Source organism: Xanthomonas sp. D-36-1 (genome assembly GCF_017746155.1).
Taxonomy (GTDB): Bacteria; Pseudomonadota; Gammaproteobacteria; order Xanthomonadales; family Xanthomonadaceae; genus Xanthomonas; species Xanthomonas cissicola.
The window spans coordinates 74151-91571 of the sequence record NZ_JAGHWR010000044.1 but is presented as its reverse complement, the minus strand read 5'-3'; the positions used below and the strand labels follow the sequence as shown (position 1 = coordinate 91571).

Genomic DNA, 17421 nt, shown 5'->3' with positions numbered 1-17421 from the left:
TGCCGGCGATGGGGAGCGTGCGTCTGTGAACCGGGAAATTCCCGCGGAAAGCGCCAGAAATGGCGAAATTCCGAAGTTCCAAAAGCCACTCTTCGGAACGACGCCACCTTCCGCCCTGTCAGGTCTCGTTGTTCAGACCTTCCCTAGGGCAAAGCGACCGATCTGCGGTTTGGCTGCAGGGCCCTTGCCCGCCCACCATCGCAGGACATGCTGCAAGTACGTCCCTGTAAGCTCCGTGGCGGCATCCATGCCGCCAAGGCTCCCGCGACGGTGGGCGGGCAAGGACCCGTCAAGTTGGTCGGTGTGCATGGCGCAAGCGATACATGCGCGATCCATTGACCGAATCACCTGTCAGCTCATTTGTTGTCCTGTCGCAGCGATTATCTGCTGTCACGACCAAGCGATTCGCAGTAGCAATCAATCGACACGTGCAGCGATCTGTTCGTCGCAGCGAGCCTGCTTTTAGTTAGCCGCCAGCCGACTATCCAGCGCGGTGCCCTTGCCGATTGCGGGACCGTTGGCGGCATGGATGCCGCCATCGAGCTCCCAGGGACGGGTTAACGGCGTGTCCCGCGAGCGGTGAGGGCACCGCACATTCGACTAGCCAGCTTTCGGCTGCATCTAAACCGGACCATGATTCGAATCACTGTTACCTGAAGCGATCGGACAGTGCAGCAGATCCACAGCTGCGTTACGGCTCTGTGCGCTTCCTGCAGCGCCCTTGGCGGCATGAATGACACGCGGGAACGTCCATGGACGGATCCACTCCGTGTCGCGCAAGCGGTGAGGACACCGCACACTCCACTCACCAAGCTATCGACTTACCCAGCGCGCTTTTGTGCCAGCAGCGCAAACAACGCAGGCAAATCATGCATATTGTCGAACACCTCGAGCACACCGATGCGGCGCAAGGTATCGCCATGCCCCGGTGGAATGTGGCTTGCACCGGTAAACCCCAACACCTGCATGCCGACCGTCACGGCCGCCGTTGCACCGGTCGGGCTGTCTTCGATGACCAGGCAACGCTCCGGTGCGACCCCGGCGGTACGTGCCGCCAGCAGATACACGTCCGGCGCCGGCTTGGGCCGCTCCACCATGTCGGCACTGAAGATACGCCCCGCCGCACGTGCGGTGAGCCCGGCCCGTTCCACCGAGGCAATCACATTGTGGCGCCGGCTGTTGGAGGCGACCGCCAACGGCAGCGGAATCTGCTCCAACGCCTCGCGTACGCCTGCGATTGGCTGCACCTGCGCCTGGATCAATGCCTCGCTGCGTACCTGGATCTGCGCCAGCAAGGTATCCGGCAACCGTAGCGCAAAGCGCTCTTCCACCCGCCGCAACACCTCGCGTGTGGTCTGACCGAAGGTGGTTTCCAGCAGATGTTCCAGCGGCTCGCTTGGCACGAAAGACGCCAGCGCCTCACGCATTACCCGGTCGGCCAATATCTCGCTGTCGACAAGAACGCCATCACAGTCACTGATCAGTAGCTCGTACGCCATTGCACCCATCTGCTCGCAAAGCACCATTATGCCGGCCCTGGTGGACCGTCGGCTGTGGCGATGGATCCGTCGGCGCTCGCGGCATGCGCGCTGCCAGGACGGGCGGCACCGAACATGCGTCCCGCCCTGCCGTCATGTCACGAAATCTTACCGCAAGCGATGTTTGCAGCTGCTAGGATCTGCCCCGCTACGGCGGGACTTGCCGCAGCGTCATCAGGAATGCGATCAGGAGAAGGAGATTTCGATGCAACCGCGATTCCCCACCCTGCTCGTTCTTGCGACCTCGTTCTTCGCGGTCTCATGCACCGCCTCGCCCGGTGCCAAGGAGCAAACCACCATGTCAGCTACGCTGCAGGACCACACCGTCGCCTTCCGCGACCCCGCCCTGACCGATATCGCCAAAGCCATTGCGCACGGTGATGTTGCCCAGATCAAGGCGCTCGCCCCTACCGTCGATCTCGCCGCGCATGGCGATCAAAACGTCACCTTGCTCGAATGGGCCATCTGGAACGAACAGCCGCGCGCCTTGGCGGCATTGCTCGATGCAGGCGCAGATCCATCATTACCCGGCATGGACCAGGAAACGGTCGTGCACATGGCCGCCATGGCCCAGGACCCGGAATATCTGCAGATCCTGTTGCAGCACAAGGCGCCGATCGATGTCGTCAGCGCGCGTGCGGGCTGGACGCCACTGTTTCGCGCGGTGCAGAGCAAGCGCGATGCGCAGATCGACTTGCTGATCAAGGCCGGTGCGGATGTACAGCGCGTGGACCACACCGGCAACAGCCTGCTGCACCTTGCAGCGCAAAGTGGTGCAGCTAGCGCTGCAGTGCTCAGCTTGCTCAAGGCCGGTGTCGATCCCGAGGTGCGCAATTCCCAGCAGAAGACTTTCCAGGCGTATTTCTTCACCACGCCGGATCGCCTGCTCAATGCCAGCGGCCAGCAGGTGAGGTCGGAAGTGCGCGCGTGGTTGAACGCCCACAACATTCCCGTGGAAAGCAGCCGCTAAGCGCGCTTTTCGCATGACGAACGCAAGGAGCCGCGCATGAGCCCGTCAGTATCCTCTTCTTCTTCCACCCCGTTCGCAGAATCGATGCGCGGGCAACAACCGCACCCGGAGGACCGCCAGTTCCCCGCGATGCTGCAAGACCTCTACGCCACCGCCGCCCAACGGCGCGAAGGCGGCGCCGAAACCTTTGCCGCCTTGCCCAACGGCTGGTCGCGCATGGACGACCGCGCGCTGCAGCAAGCAGGCATCGACCCTGCCCTGCTGCACGACGCCAAGAGCGGCTTCGATGCCGCGTTCTATCGCAATGATCAGGGGCAGGTGGTGCTGGGCTTCTGCGGCACCGACGAAGGCAAGGACTGGAAGCACAACATCGGCCAGGGCCTGGGCTTGGACGATGCGCAATACGCTTCGGCGATCCAGCTCGGCAGCCAGGCCAAACAGGCGTTCGGCGACCAGGTGGTGATCAGCGGGCATTCGCTGGGTGGCGGCCTGGCCGCGGCATCGGCAATGGTCAACGACATTCCGGCGGTGACCTATAACGCCGCCGGCGTCAACGACCGCACGCTGGAGCGCCAAGGTCTGGATGCATCGGCGGCCAAGGACTACGCCAATAGCGAATTGATTCGCGGCTACCACGTCAAGAACGAAATCCTGACCCATCTGCAGGAAGACAGCATCCCGCTCAAATGGGCCATGCCCAATGCGGCCGGTCATCAGATCGAACTGCCGGAGCCGGACCCGTTGTCCTTCGGCCAGCGCCTGGTGCCGGGCATGATGCTCAAGCATCGGCTGGATCTGCACGGCATCGATTCGGTGATGAAGGCGCAGGACATGCAGTTGCAGGACCAGGCGCGCGGCAACGCATTGCAGCCCGGCAGCCAGCTGTTCAACGACGCGGTAGTGAAACTGGATGGACAACGCGACCGCCTGGGGCTGCGCGACGACACCGCGTTTCTCAATACCGCTGCCAGCGTGGCCGCGCGTGCAGGCAACGATGGCCTGCAGCGCATCGATCACCTGGTGCCCAACCGTGATGGCGACAGCTTGATCGCGGTGCAGGGCCGCATGGACGACCCAGCCCATCTGCGCAGTCACGTGCAGACGGCGTCCGCAGCCAACGAGCCGGCCCAGACCAATGTCAGCCAGTTGCAACAGCACAATCAGCAACACACCCAGCAGCCGCCGCAACAGCAGGAAGAGCAGCGTCGGGCGATTCAGCAGTAAGGCTCCGGTGGCCCGTGCAGTGCCGCGGGCCACTCTTTGTCAACGCACGCGGCTGGCGACAGCGCGTCAAGGCTTGCGCATGATCGCTGTCGGCGTCGCGCCGCGGACGGTGTTTGGGGAAATGGCGCGCGCATTTGAACCACGGCGCGACGTCACCGACACCGCGTCACAGGAATCGTCAGCCAATTGCGAACGGTGCGCAGAAGCCGCGTGCCTGGCGCGGGACATAGCGCAACGCCGAGCATCGCCCAGCCGCGCTGGCGATGGCGCGGCAGCGCGATACCGCACCCAGCCGCTTAATCGTGGCGCTGCAGATCGCGACGCGCGTTATCCAGCGCCCGCCATCGCCCGCAAGGTGATGCCGACCAGATATGCCAGATAGGTGCCGGTGGCGTAGCCCATCGTGCCCAGCAACACACCTACCGGCGCCAGTGCCGGGTGAAACGCCGAGGCGACCACCGGCGCGGAGGCTGGGCCGCCGATATTGGATTGCGAGCCGATCGCAAAGTAGAAGAATGGCACCCGCAACAACCGGCCAAGACCCCATAACACGGCAATGTGCACGGCAATCCAGATCAGGCCGAGCAGCAACAACCATGGCCGGTCCAGCAGCGCCAGCAGGTCCATCTGCATGCCGATGCAGGCGATCAGGAAATACAGCAGCAAGGTGCCGATTTTGGACGCGCCTGCGCCTTCCAGCGTGCGTGCGCGGGTGAAGCTCAGCAGCAGGCCCAGGCTGGTCGCCAGCACCACCACCCACACGAACGGTGTGTCCAGACTGAACTGGCTGGCCCAATGCCACTGCGCCTTGCACCACGCGGCGAGAGGATTGGCCAGGGCATGTGCAAGGCCGACACCGCCGAATGCCACCGCCACGATCGCCATCAGGTAGGCCAAGCTGGGAATACGCGCATGTTCGGCCTGGAAGCGCGCCATGCGCTCGCGCAAGGCATCCAGCGCCCGGGTGTCGGCACCGCTGCGAGCGTCGATCTTGCGCGCGCGGCCGGCCAGGAAGATCAGCGCCGCCATCCACACATAGCCCACGCCGACATCGACCACCGCGAACTGACCGAACGTGGTTGCGTCCACATCGAACACTTCGCGCATCGCCAGCATGTTGGCGCCGCCGCCGATCCAGCTGCCCGCCAGCGCTGCCATGCCGGCCCAGGTATCGCCGGCCACGGTGGCCGGATGCAGCCAGTGCATCACCCAGAACGCCACCACCGCACCCAGCATGATGCTCAGCGATGCAGCCAGATACATCGCTACCAGCTTGGGGCCGAGCCGCAGGATCGCGCGCAGGTCGATGCTCAGGGTCAGCAGGATCAACGCGGCAGGCAGCAGCACGTCACGGGCGATCGGGTTGTACAACCGGGTGTTGGCACCGTCGATCAAACCGGCCGTGCTGTAGATGCCTGGCAGCAAATAACACAGCAACAAGGCCGGTACCAACGCGTAGAAACGCCGCCAGAACCCTTGTTCGCGCGCGGATGTCCAGAACACCGCGCCCAGGGTGGTGGCGATCAGGCCGAACACGACAATATCGTTTTGAATCAGCGCAGCACCGGCAGCATTCACGACAGGCGGATATCCAGAAAAGTAGCCGCCAGAGCGCGGACCGGACCAAGGTGGCCGATGCCTTGAATCTAGCCGACCCGGCCCTCTGCGCAAACCCGGCACAGCGGCGGACAGCCGCCACTGTCGGCAATGACGTACTGCAGCAGCGGCCGCGTTCCTTACGGCCTCAGCCGTAGCGCCGCACCACCCGATCGCCGCCGCCGGTGTTGACCACCACGCCGCTGGGCTGGCCGGTGGTCAGGCAGTGCAGCTTTGCCATCAATTCGGCAAAGTCCAGGGCGCCCTGTTCGCGCAGATACCGCAATGGCGACCAGTGCGGGCGGGTCACCCACCAGCCGCCCTGTGTGGGATGGATGCGAACGACATAACGAGACTCGTCCATCAGGCCTCCGGCCAGTGCGCATAGCGGTCGAGCGAGGCGCACGGGGCGCATGGCCGCAGTGCGCGTGGAATGGGAACGCCTTCTCTCGTCCGGTATGCCGGCGTGCCCTTACTCAAGGGGCCGCGGGAGAGTAGCCAATGGCCCCGCGTCCGGCATAGCCAGGATGTTCTTTTACGCATGCCAATGCCGTCGGGCTGACACTGGCAGGGCGGTAGGAAAATTCTTACGTGACACACATCACGTCCAGCGCTACATTCGGTCAGGACCGGTGAACACCGCGTCATCAGTCATCGTCAGACGAGCGTGGACGATGCGCAGTGGGTGATCAGTCGCTCTTGAAGACGGCCTCTGGGGAGGGGTTGCATGCATCTGCTCAGGAAATTCCAGTTCTCGGTCAAGACCGCCATGGTGATCGGCTATGTGTTGGTGATCAGGGAGGCGGTTGTGTTGTGGTCGTAAGGCTGCTGCAGAGTTGAACGCGGTGGCCGGGCAAGTCGATTGCGGCCTGCAAAGCACAGGTAACGCGCCTGGAGCGGTGTCAGTGATCGGCACCGATGACGCCAGCGTGCCTGCAGTGACAGTGCCCGCCGCTTACGGTGCGGCCGCCGCGTTCTCGTGTCGGGAGCCAGGCTGCCAGAGATTTGCGCGCGTACCCGTCATGGCGTCTCACTCGGCATCGACCCAGCCGCGCTGCCGCGCGGTGGCCAGATCGGCCGGCGTGTCGATATCCAGCGCCAACGCCGGGGCGCTGACGCACCCAAGGCTCTGCATGTCCAGGCTGGCGAACAGGCCGCGCAGGCCGCTATCGGCCTGCAATGGCACATCCGCCCAGGCCGCATGCGTGACCACCGCGGGAATGCCGCGCACGCCGCTGTAGCCACTGGTTGCGCATCCGGAGACGGCGCGATCGGCTTCTTCCAGCAGGGAGCGCAAATGCGGGGCATCCAGCGCAGGCTGATCGCACCCCAGGATCAGGCTGCGTCGCAACGCCGGGTCGCCCTGCACATGCCTGCGCAACGCGGCCAGGCTGGAGCCCATGCCCTCGGACCAATCGGGATGCCGGAGTATTTCGACATCCAGATCCTGCAACACTTCGCTCAACGCGTCGGCGTCGGCACCCAGCACGACCACGCAGCGGCGTGGCGCAGTCAGTAATGCAATGCGTGCGGCGCGACGCAGCAACGGCTCGCCATCGCGCATCAGCAATTGCTTCGAGCGGCCAAGCCGGCGCCCTGCCCCGGCGCCCAGCACCAGTGCCGCGTGATTGCCACTCATGTGCTGCACGCTGCTGGCATGGCGGCAGCGGCGTGCGGTGCTGGTTGCGAGACGGTGGGAGCGTTGCGCTTTCCGACGTAGTCACCACGTGCGGAATGGCTGGTGGCGACGAAGCTAAGGCGCACAGCATCACCCGATGCGTCGACGTGGCGATCCGGAACAGGGGGCATGGCGACGTGCTGCTTGAATGGAAGACAGCTGCAGCCTAGAGCGCCGGCTGTGCGTGCAGGGTGACTACCCCTTGCGTGCGCTGTCCATACATCGGCGAAGCCTGTCAATGGCGATGCAGATTGCGGCGTGCTGTCGGGGGCCAGCAACGATAGCGCTCGACATCAGCCGTGTTTCACTCGACCGGCTGCAATGCGCCTTGGTGACTCACGCACGCGGCAGAAGCAGCCAGCGACTTATCGGGTTGCCGTAACGGCCTGCAGATCTGCCACCGCTTGCGTGGCTTCGGCGATGATGCCGAGCGCAATGGTATGCGGCGAGGAGCGTCCCATGCGCCAGCCCGCCGGCAAACGCAGACGTGCGAGCGAGGCATCGCTATACCCTAGCGCAAGCAGCGCCTGTAGACGACCTTCGCGCTTCTGCCGGCTGCCGAGGATGCCGATGCAGGCTATGGGAGATGCCAAGCCGCGCCGCGCAACCTGTAGGTCGATCTCGGCATCGTGGGCCAGGCTGTACAGCGCGGTGTCGGCATCCAGATGCAGATCCTGCAGCGCATCGCCCAGCGCACGTCGGTCGTAGTGCTCAGGCGCCAGTCCCGGCGGCGGTTCCCCCGGGCCATGCGGCCGCAACACGCGCACTTCGATGCCCATCTGGCTGGCCAACGACACCAGCGCCAGTAGCGATGGGTCGGCGCCAACCAGCACCAGCCGTAGCGGCGGACGATGGGTGCGTACGAATTCGCCCGCACGCGCGTCCTGTGCATGTGCCAGGTACCGCACCGTGCCGGATGCACGATCCAGGGCCACATGAAATGCGCGCCGATGCTGGCGCGCGTTACGCCAACGTGCGAGGTGCTCGCCTAGATCCGGCACCGGCCACACCAACACGCCGATGCGCCCGCCGCAGCTGAGTTGGATGTCCAGCACTTGGCTGCCTTCGCCATAATCCAGCCAGCGCGGCTGACCATCGCGCAGCGCTGCCATGGCTTCATGCGCCACCGCCGCTTCGACGCAGCCGCCCGAGACATAGCCTGCCACGCTCCCGTGGGCACTGATGGCCATCTCGCTCCCCAACGGCCGTGGGGAGGAGCCCTGCACATCGATCAAGGTCGCCATCGCCACGCGCTGCCCGGCGCGCTGCCATGCGCTCAGCGTTGGCAGCAAATCGTCGAGCAACGCGTAGCCCGGCCATGCCGGCCACGCCGGCAGTGCATGCGTGACCGGGGCAACGACTGCGCTCACGCGCGCAGCATCTCGGGCAGATGCGGCAGCAGTTTGTCGAGGGTCACCGGGTAGTCGCGCACACGCACGCCGGTTGCGTTGTAGACCGCATTGGCGATCGCTGCTGCCACGCCGCAGATGCCCAGCTCACCCACGCCCTTGGCCTTCATCGGCGACGACAGCGGGTCGCTTTCTTCCAGGAACACTACCTCCTGATGCGGGATGTCCGCATGCACCGGCACTTCATAGCCGGCCAGGTCGTGGTTGACGAAAAAGCCCAGGCGTTTGTCCACTGCCAACTCTTCCATCAGTGCCGCGCCGGCGCCCATGGTCATGCCGCCGATGACCTGGCTGCGTGCGGATTTGGGATTGAGGATGCGCCCCGCGGCGCACACGGCAAGCATACGCCGGATGCGCACTTCGGCGGTTGCGATATCCACGCCCACTTCGACGAAATGCGCGCCGAACGTGGAGAGCTGATGCGTCTTGCTGAGGTCGCCGAATTCGATCTTGTCTTCCACCACCAGCGCGCCATTGGCCGCGGCATCGCCGAGCGCAACGCGCGTGCCGCCGGCACGCACATAGCCATCGGCAAATTCGGCACTGGCCGGATCCAGGCCCAGTTGCTTGGCCACCGCTTCGCGCAATTTGACTGCGGCTGCATAGACGACTGCGGTAGAACTGTTCGCGCCCCACTGCCCACCGGAGCCTGCAGATGCCGGAAAGCTCGAATCGCCCAGGCGCACATCGACCCAGTTGAGCGGGACGCCAAGCATTTCCGCAGCGGTCTGCGCAATGATGGTGTAGGAGCCGGTTCCGATATCGGTCATGTCGGTTTCCACTACCACGCGGCCGCCCTGTTCCAGCCGCATGCGTGCGCCGGAGGTCATGACCGGCGCGTTGCGAAATGCCGCCGCAACGCCCATGCCGACCAGCCAACGACCATCGCGCGTGCTGGCCGGCTTGACCTTGCGCTTGGACCATTCGAATCGCCTTGCGCCATCTTCGAGGCACTTGACCAGCTGACGCTGCGAGAACGGTCGCTGCGGATTTTCCGGGTCCACCTGGGTGTCGTTGACGATGCGAAACTTGACCGGGTCCATGTCGAGCTTTTCAGCCATCTCGTCCATGGCGATTTCCAACGCCATCAATCCCGGTGCCTCGCCCGGCGCGCGCATGGCGTTGCCTTCGGGCAGATCGAGCACGGCCAGGCGGGTCGTGATCAGGCGGTTAGCACCGGCGTACAGCAATTGCGTCTGCGCGGCGGCAATTTCCGGGCTGCCGTCGGGCAAGTCGCCCGACCAGCTTTCATGCGCAATCGCCGTCAGCTTGCCGTCGCGCCCGGCACCAAGCCGGATGCGTTGCAGCGTGGCCGGACGGTGGGTGGTGTTATTGGCGATCAGCGGCCGCGGCAACATCACCTTGACCGGACGCCCAACCTGACGCGCGGCCAGCGATGCCAGCACTGCATCGGCACGCAGGAACAGCTTGCCGCCGAAACCACCGCCGACATAGGGCGACATGATCCGCACGTTCTCGCGCGCAATGCCCAGCGTCCTGGCCAGATCGCCGGCTCCCCAATTGATCATCTGATTGGAGGTCCACACGCTGAGCTTGTCGCCATCCCACATCGCGATGGAAGCGTGCGGCTCCATCATCGCGTGCGAATGATCGGGCGTGCGGTATTCGGCATCCAGTTGCACTGGCGCCGTAGCGAAGGCAGCGTCGAAGTTGCCGACATTGCTGTTGGGCGCGTCGTCCTTCTTGGTCACCGTGGCGCCGGCGCGGGCCTTTTCCAGGTCGTAGGCGCCAACGTGACGGCCGTAATCGACCTTGATCAACTGCCCGGCCGCACGTGCCTGCTCGAACGTCTCCGCCACCACCACTGCAATGGCCTGGTGGTAATGCGCGATCTCTGGACCGCCCAAGAGCTTGGCGGTGTTGAACTTGCCCTTTTGCAGCTTGCCGGCATTCTGCGCAGTCACGATGCCCAGCACGCCCGGCGCCTTGCGTGCCGCACTCAGGTCCATGCTGCGGATGGTGCCCTTGGCGATGCCTGCGCCCACCACATGCCCGTAAGCCGCTTGGCCCGGCAAGTCGTGATGTTCGTAGGCATACGGCGCCTGCCCGGTGGTCTTGAGTGGCCCGTCGATACGGTCGACAGGCTTGCCGACGACGGTGAGCTGATCGATGGGATTGGTACCGGCGGGAGTGTCGAATTTCATATCAGGCCCTCGTGTCGGCCAGGATCGCGGTCAAGGTGCGCTCAACCAGCGGCACCTTGAACGCGTTGTGTTCGGTGGGCCGTGCACCATCGAGCAGCACGGACGCAATGGCGCGGGCACCCTCTTTCGATCTGGCTTCGGCGGCTTCGCTGCGCCATGGCTTGTGCGCGACGCCGCCGACTGCGACGCGTGCGCTGCCATCGCGCTGGACGACGGTGGCCACCGACACCAGGGCGAAGGCGTACGAGGCACGGTCGCGCACCTTGCGGTACACATGCGTGCCACCGAGCGGCTTGGGCAAGGTGACGGCAGTGATCAATTCGCCGCGCTCCAGCACGGTTTCCACATGTGGCGTCGTTCCCGGTGCGCGATAGAACTCGGACAAGGCCACGGCGCGTGTCTGGCCATCCGGGCGCACCGTTTCCACCACCGCATCGAGCAGGCGCATCGCAATGGCCATATCGCTGGGATGGGTGGCGATGCACGCCTCGCTGGCACCAATCACTGCCAGTTGACGGTTATAGCCACCGATGGCCGCGCAGCCGCTGCCAGGCAGTCGCTTGTTGCACGGCTGGTTGGTGTCGTAGAAATAGGGACAACGCGTCCGTTGCAGCAGGTTGCCTGCCGTGGTGGCCCGGTTGCGCAGTTGTCCCGAGGCACCGGCCAGCAATGCGCGCGACAACACGGCGTAATCGCGGCGCACGCGCTGGTCGGCCGCAAGGTCGGTATTGCGCACCAGCGCACCGATGCGCAGGCCACCTTCCGGCGTGGCGTCGATGGTATCCAGGCTCAGGCCGTTGACATCGATCAGATGCGACGGTGTTTCGATCTGCAGCTTCATCAGATCGAGCAGATTGGTCCCGCCTGCGATGAACTTGGCACCGGGCTGGCGCGCGGCCTTGGCCGCGGCATCGGCTGGTGAGCTGGCCCGCTCGTAGCTGAAGGCTTTCATGCGCGGCCCCCGGCAACATCGTTGATGGCTTCGACGATGTTGGAGTACGCACCGCAACGGCAGATATTGCCACTCATGCGCTCCTGCAATTCGGGCGTGGTGAGTCTGGTCTTGCCGGTGAGGTCTTCGGTGACATGGCTGGGGATCCCGCGTTTCACCTCGTCCAGCACGGCCACTGCCGAACAGATCTGCCCGGGCGTGCAGTAGCCGCATTGGTAGCCATCGTGCTTGACGAACGCCGCCTGCATGGGGTGCAGCTTGTCCGGCGTGCCCAGCCCTTCGATGGTGGTGACCTTGGCGCCCTCGTGCATCACTGCCAGCGACAGGCACGCGTTCATGCGTTGCCCGTCGACGATCACCGTACATGCGCCGCACTGGCCATGATCGCAGCCCTTCTTGGTGCCGGTGAGATGCAGATGTTCGCGCAGCGCATCCAGCAAGGTGGTACGGTTATCCAATGTCCAGCGTGACCGGCTTGCCGTTCACCTCGAAAGCAACCTGGCTGGATGCATTGGCAGGCTCGGCTGCCGGCCGCTGCGACATCGCAGTGGCCGCAGTGGCCGCCCTCGATTGGGTTGCGGCAACGCTGGCTGCGGATGCCGTTCCTGCGATCAATACCTCGCGACGGGTCATCTTGATGTCTCTCATGGCTGGCATCTCCAACAATGCTGGCTTTTACAGTTCTCAACAAATGTGCAGCGCTGCCGGTCACAAGCGCGTGAGTGCGCGGCCGCGGGGGTGGGCGTGAAGCGGCGTATGGCCGGATCCTAATGCCCGCCTTTACCGGCATTGGCGATGGTTGCTGCGTACGCCTATGAACACTGCGAGGACCGGCCCATGCGCCGATGACGTTGGAGTCGGACGGGCCAGCCAAGCAGTTTCCTGGAATAGTGCGCGTGCACGCGTACTGGTCACGGCGAGCAGCGAACGAACCCGAGGAGCATTGGTTGTGCTCGCCAGCAGCGCCATGCAGGCGGCAGCCCTTGCACACGTCGATGAGTGAATTGGCGCGTCGGCGGTGCGAATGCTTCGCCGACGCGCGGTGCAGCAGGCTGGATCAGAACTCCAGCGTGATCTTGCCCAGATGCCTACCGGCCTTCTGCAGTGCGAAGGCGTCACCGATCTCATCCAGCGCAAAACTGCGATCGATCACCGGCCGCAGCGGCAAGCTGTCGAGTGCACGCACCAGGTCCTGTTGATGCCTGCGGCTGCCAACGACCAGTCCTTGCAAGCGTTGCTGGCGCCCCATCATTTCGGCAGTCGGAACCGGCCCAGCGGCACCGGTCAAAACGCCGATCAAGGCGATGTGCCCGCCCACGCGCGCTGCACGGATCGATTGCGTCAACGTGCCCGGACCGCCGACCTCGACCACATGGTCCACCCCGCGCCCGTCGGTGATGTCCAAGACCTGCGCCGACCATTCGGGATGCTGCCGATAGTTGATGAGATGGTCGGCACCGAGCGCTCGCACCTTCTCCAGTTTCTCATCGGATGAGGATGTGGCGATCACGCGCGCTCCCATCGCCTTGGCAAATTGCAGCGCGAAGATCGACACGCCGCCGGTGCCCAGAACCAGCACGCTGTCGCCGGCCTTGAGCCGGCCATTGACCGCAAGCGCCCGCCATGCGGTGACACCGGCAGTGGTCAGCGTCGCAGCCTCGGCGTGGCTGTAACCGCGGGGTGCATGGGTGAATGCCTGCGCATCGGCGACGACCGCCGAGCGCGCATAGCCGTCGACGCCGTCGCCCGGGGTGGTGGCAAAACCGGCATGCAACGGCTCGCCGTCCAGCCACTGCGGGAAGAAGGTAGAGACCACATGATCGCCCACCGCGAACTCGTCCACCTCCGGCCCCACCGCTTCCACCACACCTGCGCCATCGGACATCGGAATACGCCCGTCTGCGGTCGGCATCTGCCCGAGCGCAACGCCTAGATCATGAAAATTGAGCGAACTGGCATGCAGGCGCACGCGGATCTGACCGCGTGCAGGTTGCCCCGGATCGGGCAATGCAACCGACTGCAGCGATGCGATGGCGGCCGGATGGCGAAGACGAATGGCTTGCATGGGCAACTCCTGAGCGTGATTCAGTGCCTGCAATAGCATGCTGTCCGTTACGCAAACGCAGTCGAGCTGGCTCTGACATCTGTCGCCGTGCGCGCTGATGCGCTGCAGCGGCTGCCGCGCGTGGCGACGCGGGAAGCGGGCTGTTGCATGCAAGGCGAGGCAGCAATCACAGATCTGTCATTGCACGTGTTGATCCATCGAGGTGCGGGTGCCGCCACGCGTAGGCTGGCACGGCGGTTGCATCGCCCTGGTATCCAGACAGGTAGCCACAGTGACGTCAACAAGCAAGCGGCGGCGGCAACGTGCTCAGCGCATCGCGCTGCATTTCGTGCTGACTGCCTCGTGGATGCTACTGCTCGGTTCGGAATACTGGTCCATCCATGAAGAGCGCGCGACCGCGCTGCGCAGCGCCCAGGCGCAGTCGTTGAATCTGGCCAATTCGCTGGCGCAGCATGCCAGCGACACCTTGTCCATTGCCGACGCAGTGCTGTCCGGGCTGGTGTCGCGGGTCGAACACGACCAGGGCTCCAGCGCCGCGCGTTCTGCGACGCATGAGTTTCTGGTGCGCGAAGCGCGCCGCTCCGATCGCCTGCATGGCATCTTCATCTATGCCGCAGACGGCAGTTGGGTGAGCTCGTCGCTGGACAGCACCCCCAGGACGCACAACAACGCCGACCGTGCCTATTTCAAATACCACCGCGACCATCGCGACGCCTTGTCGCTGGTCGGCCCGCCCGTGCAGAGCCGCTCGGACGGCTCCTGGGTGATGACCTTGAGCCGCCGTCTCAATACCCCCCGTGGCGAGTTCGCCGGCGTGGTGCTGGTCACCCTGCAGCTGAAGTATTTCCAGAACTACTACAGCACCTTCGAAGTCGGCCCGCACGGCACCATCGGCATGACCAACGACGATGGCATCGTGATGGTGCGCCGGCCCGACAAACAGGGCGTGATCGGCACCTCGATCGCGGGGACGTCGATCTACGTGACCATGCGCGCACGCAGGCACGGCACCGCCACCTATCGCTCGCCGATCGACGGCGTGGAGCGCATCTCCAGCTTTGCGCCTGCGCGACCCTATCCGCTGACCGTGCTGACCGGCGTTTCGGTGGACGATGCGTTGGCGAACTGGCGGCAAGCCGCGCGCCAACGCATCGTGGTGGCCGCACTGGGCTGCACCCTGCTGCTGGGCGTGGGGATCTGGCTGGACCTGCAACTGCGCCGCATGCATCGCAACGAGGCCAAGCTGAGCACCGAAGCCTGGGTAGACGCATTGACCGGCATCGCCAATCGTCGCGCCTTCGACCACCGGTTATCGCGTGCATTGCAGGACGCGGTTCGCCTGGAGGCGCCGTTGTCGGTGCTGATGATCGATGTCGATCACTTCAAGCTCTACAACGACACCTATGGCCACGTGAACGGCGATGCCTGCCTACGCCTGATCGCAGGCGCCATTGCCGGATGCTCGCGCCGCAGCGAAGACCTCGCCGCGCGTTACGGCGGTGAAGAGTTCGGCATGATCCTGCCGCACACCGATGCCGCCGGCGCGCTGCGCCTGGCCGACGCCGTGCGCAATGCGGTTGCCGAGCTCGGCCTGATGCACCTGTCTAGCCCCACCAGCGCGCACGTCACCGTCAGCATCGGCGCAGCCACGTTCGAACCGGGCGAAGCGCCGCTGAGCCCCAACGGCATCGTGCAGGACGCCGATTCGGCGCTGTATCGCGCCAAGCAGAAGGGACGCAATCGCACGTCGGCCTAGACCTGCAGGGACGCCGAACCTGCCGTAGAGATCAGGCGGCTGTCGCGAGGTGGATGTCGCGAGCTTGAGCAACGCATCGACGGCGCACCCACCGCGTGCGTTGCGCGCAAGCCTGCGATGGATGGGCGCTGCACGCACACCGCGCGCGCCTCCGAGCACGCGCGACACCCGCCAGGCTCTTGCCAACATCCTGCCCAAACCGGCCGCTGTCTGCGCGTACTTCCCATCACGCAGAAGGCCCGCGCAATGCGGGCCTTCCTGGATGACGCAACGACGAACGGTCCTCAGAACGGGATATCGTCGTCGGCGAAATCGTCCATCGGCGGTGCCGACTGTTGCTGGGCCGGCTGCTGACGGCGCGGCGCATAGTCCTGCCCACCGCCACCGTATCCACCGCCCTGCTGACGCGGTGCCGAGCGCTGCGGGCGATCGCCGCCCATCCCGCCACCGCCGCCTTCACCACGGCCGCCGAGCATCTGCATCTCGTTGGCGACGATGTCGGTGCTGTATTTTTCGACGCCGTCCTGGCCGGTGTACTTGTCGTAGCGCAGTTCGCCTTCGACATACACCTGCGACCCCTTGCGCAGGTATTCGCCGGCAATTTCGCCCAGCTTTCCGAAAAACACCACGCGGTGCCACTCGGTACGTTCCTGGTTATTGCCGTCGCGGTCCTTGCGCATGCTGGTGGTAGCCAGGCTCACGCGCGTGATTGCCATGCCGGCCTGGGTGTATTTGGTATCGGGATCGTTGCCGAGGTTGCCGACGAGGATGACTTTGTTGATGCCGCGGGCCATAGGTGCTTCCGAGATGATGCGCTGGCGCCGGGAGCGCGCAACGATGAATGTCTGTGCGGCAATGTTACCGCACCTGCCGCTCGGCGGTCCTGGCAGGTTGCCGCGCGGCGCTGCCCGGCAAGTGCCCTGCCAAGGGTCGGAAATCCAGCCCGCACGGACCTTTGCGGGTAACGTCCCAACTGCGCAGGGCGGCAAATGTGAAGATGCCGGGCGTGCCTGGCGGGACGGATCCGGCCGGGGCACCTATAATCGGCCCACATCACGAACGCCTGCGCATGACCATCGCCGAAGACCTCCCCACCGTGCTGGGCCTGCCCCAGATCCAGTCCCTCGCCGCGCCCGACATGGCCGCGGTCGACGCACTGATCCGCCGCCGTCTGGCCTCGGACGTAGTGCTGATCAACCAGATTGCCGACCACATCATCTCTGCCGGCGGCAAGCGCCTGCGCCCGATGCTGGTGATGCTGGCCGGCCACGCCGCTGGCGGCTCCGGCCCGGAGCATCACCAACTGGCGGCGATCATCGAATTCATCCATACCTCCACGCTGCTGCACGACGACGTGGTGGACGAGTCGGACCTGCGCCGCGGACGCAGCACCGCCAATGCGTTATGGGGCAATGCGCCCAGCGTACTGGTGGGCGACTTCCTGTATTCGCGCAGCTTCCAGCTGATGGTCGAACTGGACCGCATGCAAGTCATGCAGATCCTGGCCGACACCACCAACCGCATCGCCGAAGGCGAGGTGCTGCAGCTGTTGCACGTGCACAACCCGGACACCGACGAAGCCGCCTACCTGCGCGTGATCGAGCGCAAGACCGCGGTGCTGTTCGCCGCCGGCACGCGTCTGGGTGCGCTTGCCTCCGGCGCAAGTGCGCAGGTGCAGCAGCACCTGTACGACTACGGCATGCAGCTGGGCTTTGCCTTCCAGATCGCCGACGACGTGCTCGACTATGCCGCCGAGGCCGCGGACCTGGGCAAGAACCTGGGCGACGACCTGGCCGAAGGCAAGGCAACCCTGCCGCTGATCCACGCGATGGCGCATTCGGATGCGAGCACCCGAGAGCGCCTGCGACAGATCGTCGAGCAAGGCGATGCAGCGGCCATGCCGGAAGTGCTGGCAGCCATCCATGCCACCGGCGGGCTGGACTACAGCCGTCAACGCGCGGCCGAATACGCCGCTGCCGCCGAACAGGCGCTGGAAACCCTGCCGCCCAGCCCTGCCGTGGCGGCACTGCGCGGCCTGGCGCGCTACGCGGTCGAGCGCACGCACTGA

13 protein-coding genes and 1 pseudogene are annotated in these 17421 nt (G+C 65.0%); 4 read left to right on the top strand and 10 right to left on the bottom strand.

Annotated elements, in window-relative coordinates; all coding sequences use genetic code 11:
* Positions 1-821: 821 nt before the first annotated feature.
* On the bottom strand, positions 822-1526 hold the full coding sequence (locus J7367_RS14115; RefSeq protein ID WP_057662378.1) for an HAD family hydrolase: 705 nt from the start codon (positions 1524-1526) through the stop codon (positions 822-824).
* A 172-nt stretch (positions 1527-1698) separates the two neighbouring features.
* Between J7367_RS14115 and J7367_RS14110 the strand changes: the two genes are divergently transcribed.
* The gene (locus tag J7367_RS14110) at positions 1699-2508 is read left to right on the top strand and encodes an ankyrin repeat domain-containing protein (protein ID WP_176215042.1); all 810 of its coding nucleotides are present in this window, start codon (positions 1699-1701) and stop codon (positions 2506-2508) included.
* 36 nt (positions 2509-2544) lie between these two features.
* Positions 2545-3732 (top strand): XVIPCD domain-containing protein, encoded by a 1188-nt coding sequence (locus J7367_RS14105; RefSeq protein ID WP_057662376.1) that lies wholly within the window; start codon positions 2545-2547, stop codon positions 3730-3732.
* A gap of 327 nt (positions 3733-4059) precedes the next feature.
* Here J7367_RS14105 and J7367_RS14100 read toward each other — a convergent pair whose 3' ends face one another.
* From J7367_RS14100 to J7367_RS14065, 8 genes and pseudogenes are all read right to left on the bottom strand, one after another.
* Entirely contained in the window at positions 4060-5310 is a 1251-nt protein-coding gene (locus J7367_RS14100) for a DUF819 family protein (RefSeq protein WP_057662373.1), read from the bottom strand.
* Positions 5311-5476: 166 nt separating this feature from the next.
* Entirely contained in the window at positions 5477-5692 is a 216-nt protein-coding gene (locus tag J7367_RS14095; RefSeq protein WP_057662370.1) for a hypothetical protein, read from the bottom strand.
* Between the two features lie 666 nt (positions 5693-6358).
* A complete protein-coding gene (locus J7367_RS14090) occupies positions 6359-6967 on the bottom strand; it encodes a nucleotidyltransferase family protein (RefSeq protein WP_057662367.1) in 609 nt (202 codons plus the stop codon).
* Positions 6968-7371: 404 nt separating this feature from the next.
* Positions 7372-8376, bottom strand: coding sequence for an XdhC family protein (locus J7367_RS14085; protein WP_057662361.1), 1005 nt, complete (start codon positions 8374-8376; stop codon positions 7372-7374).
* Positions 8373-10580, bottom strand: coding sequence for an aldehyde oxidoreductase molybdenum-binding subunit PaoC (paoC, locus tag J7367_RS14080; RefSeq protein ID WP_057662356.1), 2208 nt, complete (start codon positions 10578-10580; stop codon positions 8373-8375). The genes J7367_RS14085 and paoC overlap by 4 nt, the downstream gene beginning before the upstream one ends.
* Position 10581: 1 nt before the next feature.
* The gene (locus J7367_RS14075) at positions 10582-11532 is read right to left on the bottom strand and encodes a xanthine dehydrogenase family protein subunit M (protein WP_057662353.1); all 951 of its coding nucleotides are present in this window, start codon (positions 11530-11532) and stop codon (positions 10582-10584) included.
* Positions 11529-12075, bottom strand: a pseudogene (gene paoA / locus J7367_RS14070) (aldehyde dehydrogenase iron-sulfur subunit PaoA). The gene J7367_RS14075 and the pseudogene paoA overlap by 4 nt, the downstream one beginning before the upstream one ends.
* Before the next feature lie 514 nt (positions 12076-12589).
* Positions 12590-13597 carry an NAD(P)-dependent alcohol dehydrogenase gene (locus J7367_RS14065; protein WP_057662349.1) on the bottom strand — a complete coding sequence of 336 codons (1008 nt, stop codon included), beginning with the start codon at positions 13595-13597 and terminating at the stop codon, positions 12590-12592.
* Positions 13598-13805: 208 nt separating this feature from the next.
* Between J7367_RS14065 and J7367_RS14060 the strand changes: the two genes are divergently transcribed.
* Positions 13806-15353, top strand: coding sequence for a sensor domain-containing diguanylate cyclase (locus tag J7367_RS14060; RefSeq protein WP_170922401.1), 1548 nt, complete (start codon positions 13806-13808; stop codon positions 15351-15353).
* A 284-nt stretch (positions 15354-15637) separates the two neighbouring features.
* Here the strand turns inward: J7367_RS14060 and J7367_RS14055 are convergent, their stop codons facing one another.
* The gene (locus tag J7367_RS14055; protein ID WP_057662344.1) at positions 15638-16147 is read right to left on the bottom strand and encodes a single-stranded DNA-binding protein; all 510 of its coding nucleotides are present in this window, start codon (positions 16145-16147) and stop codon (positions 15638-15640) included.
* 275 nt (positions 16148-16422) lie between these two features.
* Between J7367_RS14055 and J7367_RS14050 the strand changes: the two genes are divergently transcribed.
* Positions 16423-17421, top strand: a complete 999-nt coding sequence (locus tag J7367_RS14050; protein WP_057662341.1) for a polyprenyl synthetase family protein — start codon at positions 16423-16425, stop codon at positions 17419-17421.

Excerpts from the sequence above, each read along its gene's own strand:
- J7367_RS14115 (WP_057662378.1), bottom strand. The coding sequence starts at position 1,526 with ATGGTGCTTTGCGAGCAGATGGGTGCAATGGCGTACGAGCTACTGATC.
- J7367_RS14055 (WP_057662344.1), bottom strand. The coding sequence starts at position 16,147 with ATGGCCCGCGGCATCAACAAAGTCATCCTCGTCGGCAACCTCGGCAAC.
- J7367_RS14050 (WP_057662341.1), top strand. The coding sequence starts at position 16,423 with ATGACCATCGCCGAAGACCTCCCCACCGTGCTGGGCCTGCCCCAGATC.
- J7367_RS14065 (WP_057662349.1), bottom strand. The coding sequence starts at position 13,597 with ATGCAAGCCATTCGTCTTCGCCATCCGGCCGCCATCGCATCGCTGCAG.
- J7367_RS14105 (WP_057662376.1), top strand. The coding sequence starts at position 2,545 with ATGAGCCCGTCAGTATCCTCTTCTTCTTCCACCCCGTTCGCAGAATCG.
- J7367_RS14075 (WP_057662353.1), bottom strand. The coding sequence starts at position 11,532 with ATGAAAGCCTTCAGCTACGAGCGGGCCAGCTCACCAGCCGATGCCGCG.
- J7367_RS14090 (WP_057662367.1), bottom strand. The coding sequence starts at position 6,967 with ATGAGTGGCAATCACGCGGCACTGGTGCTGGGCGCCGGGGCAGGGCGC.
- J7367_RS14095 (WP_057662370.1), bottom strand. The coding sequence starts at position 5,692 with ATGGACGAGTCTCGTTATGTCGTTCGCATCCATCCCACACAGGGCGGC.
- paoC (WP_057662356.1), bottom strand. The coding sequence starts at position 10,580 with ATGAAATTCGACACTCCCGCCGGTACCAATCCCATCGATCAGCTCACC.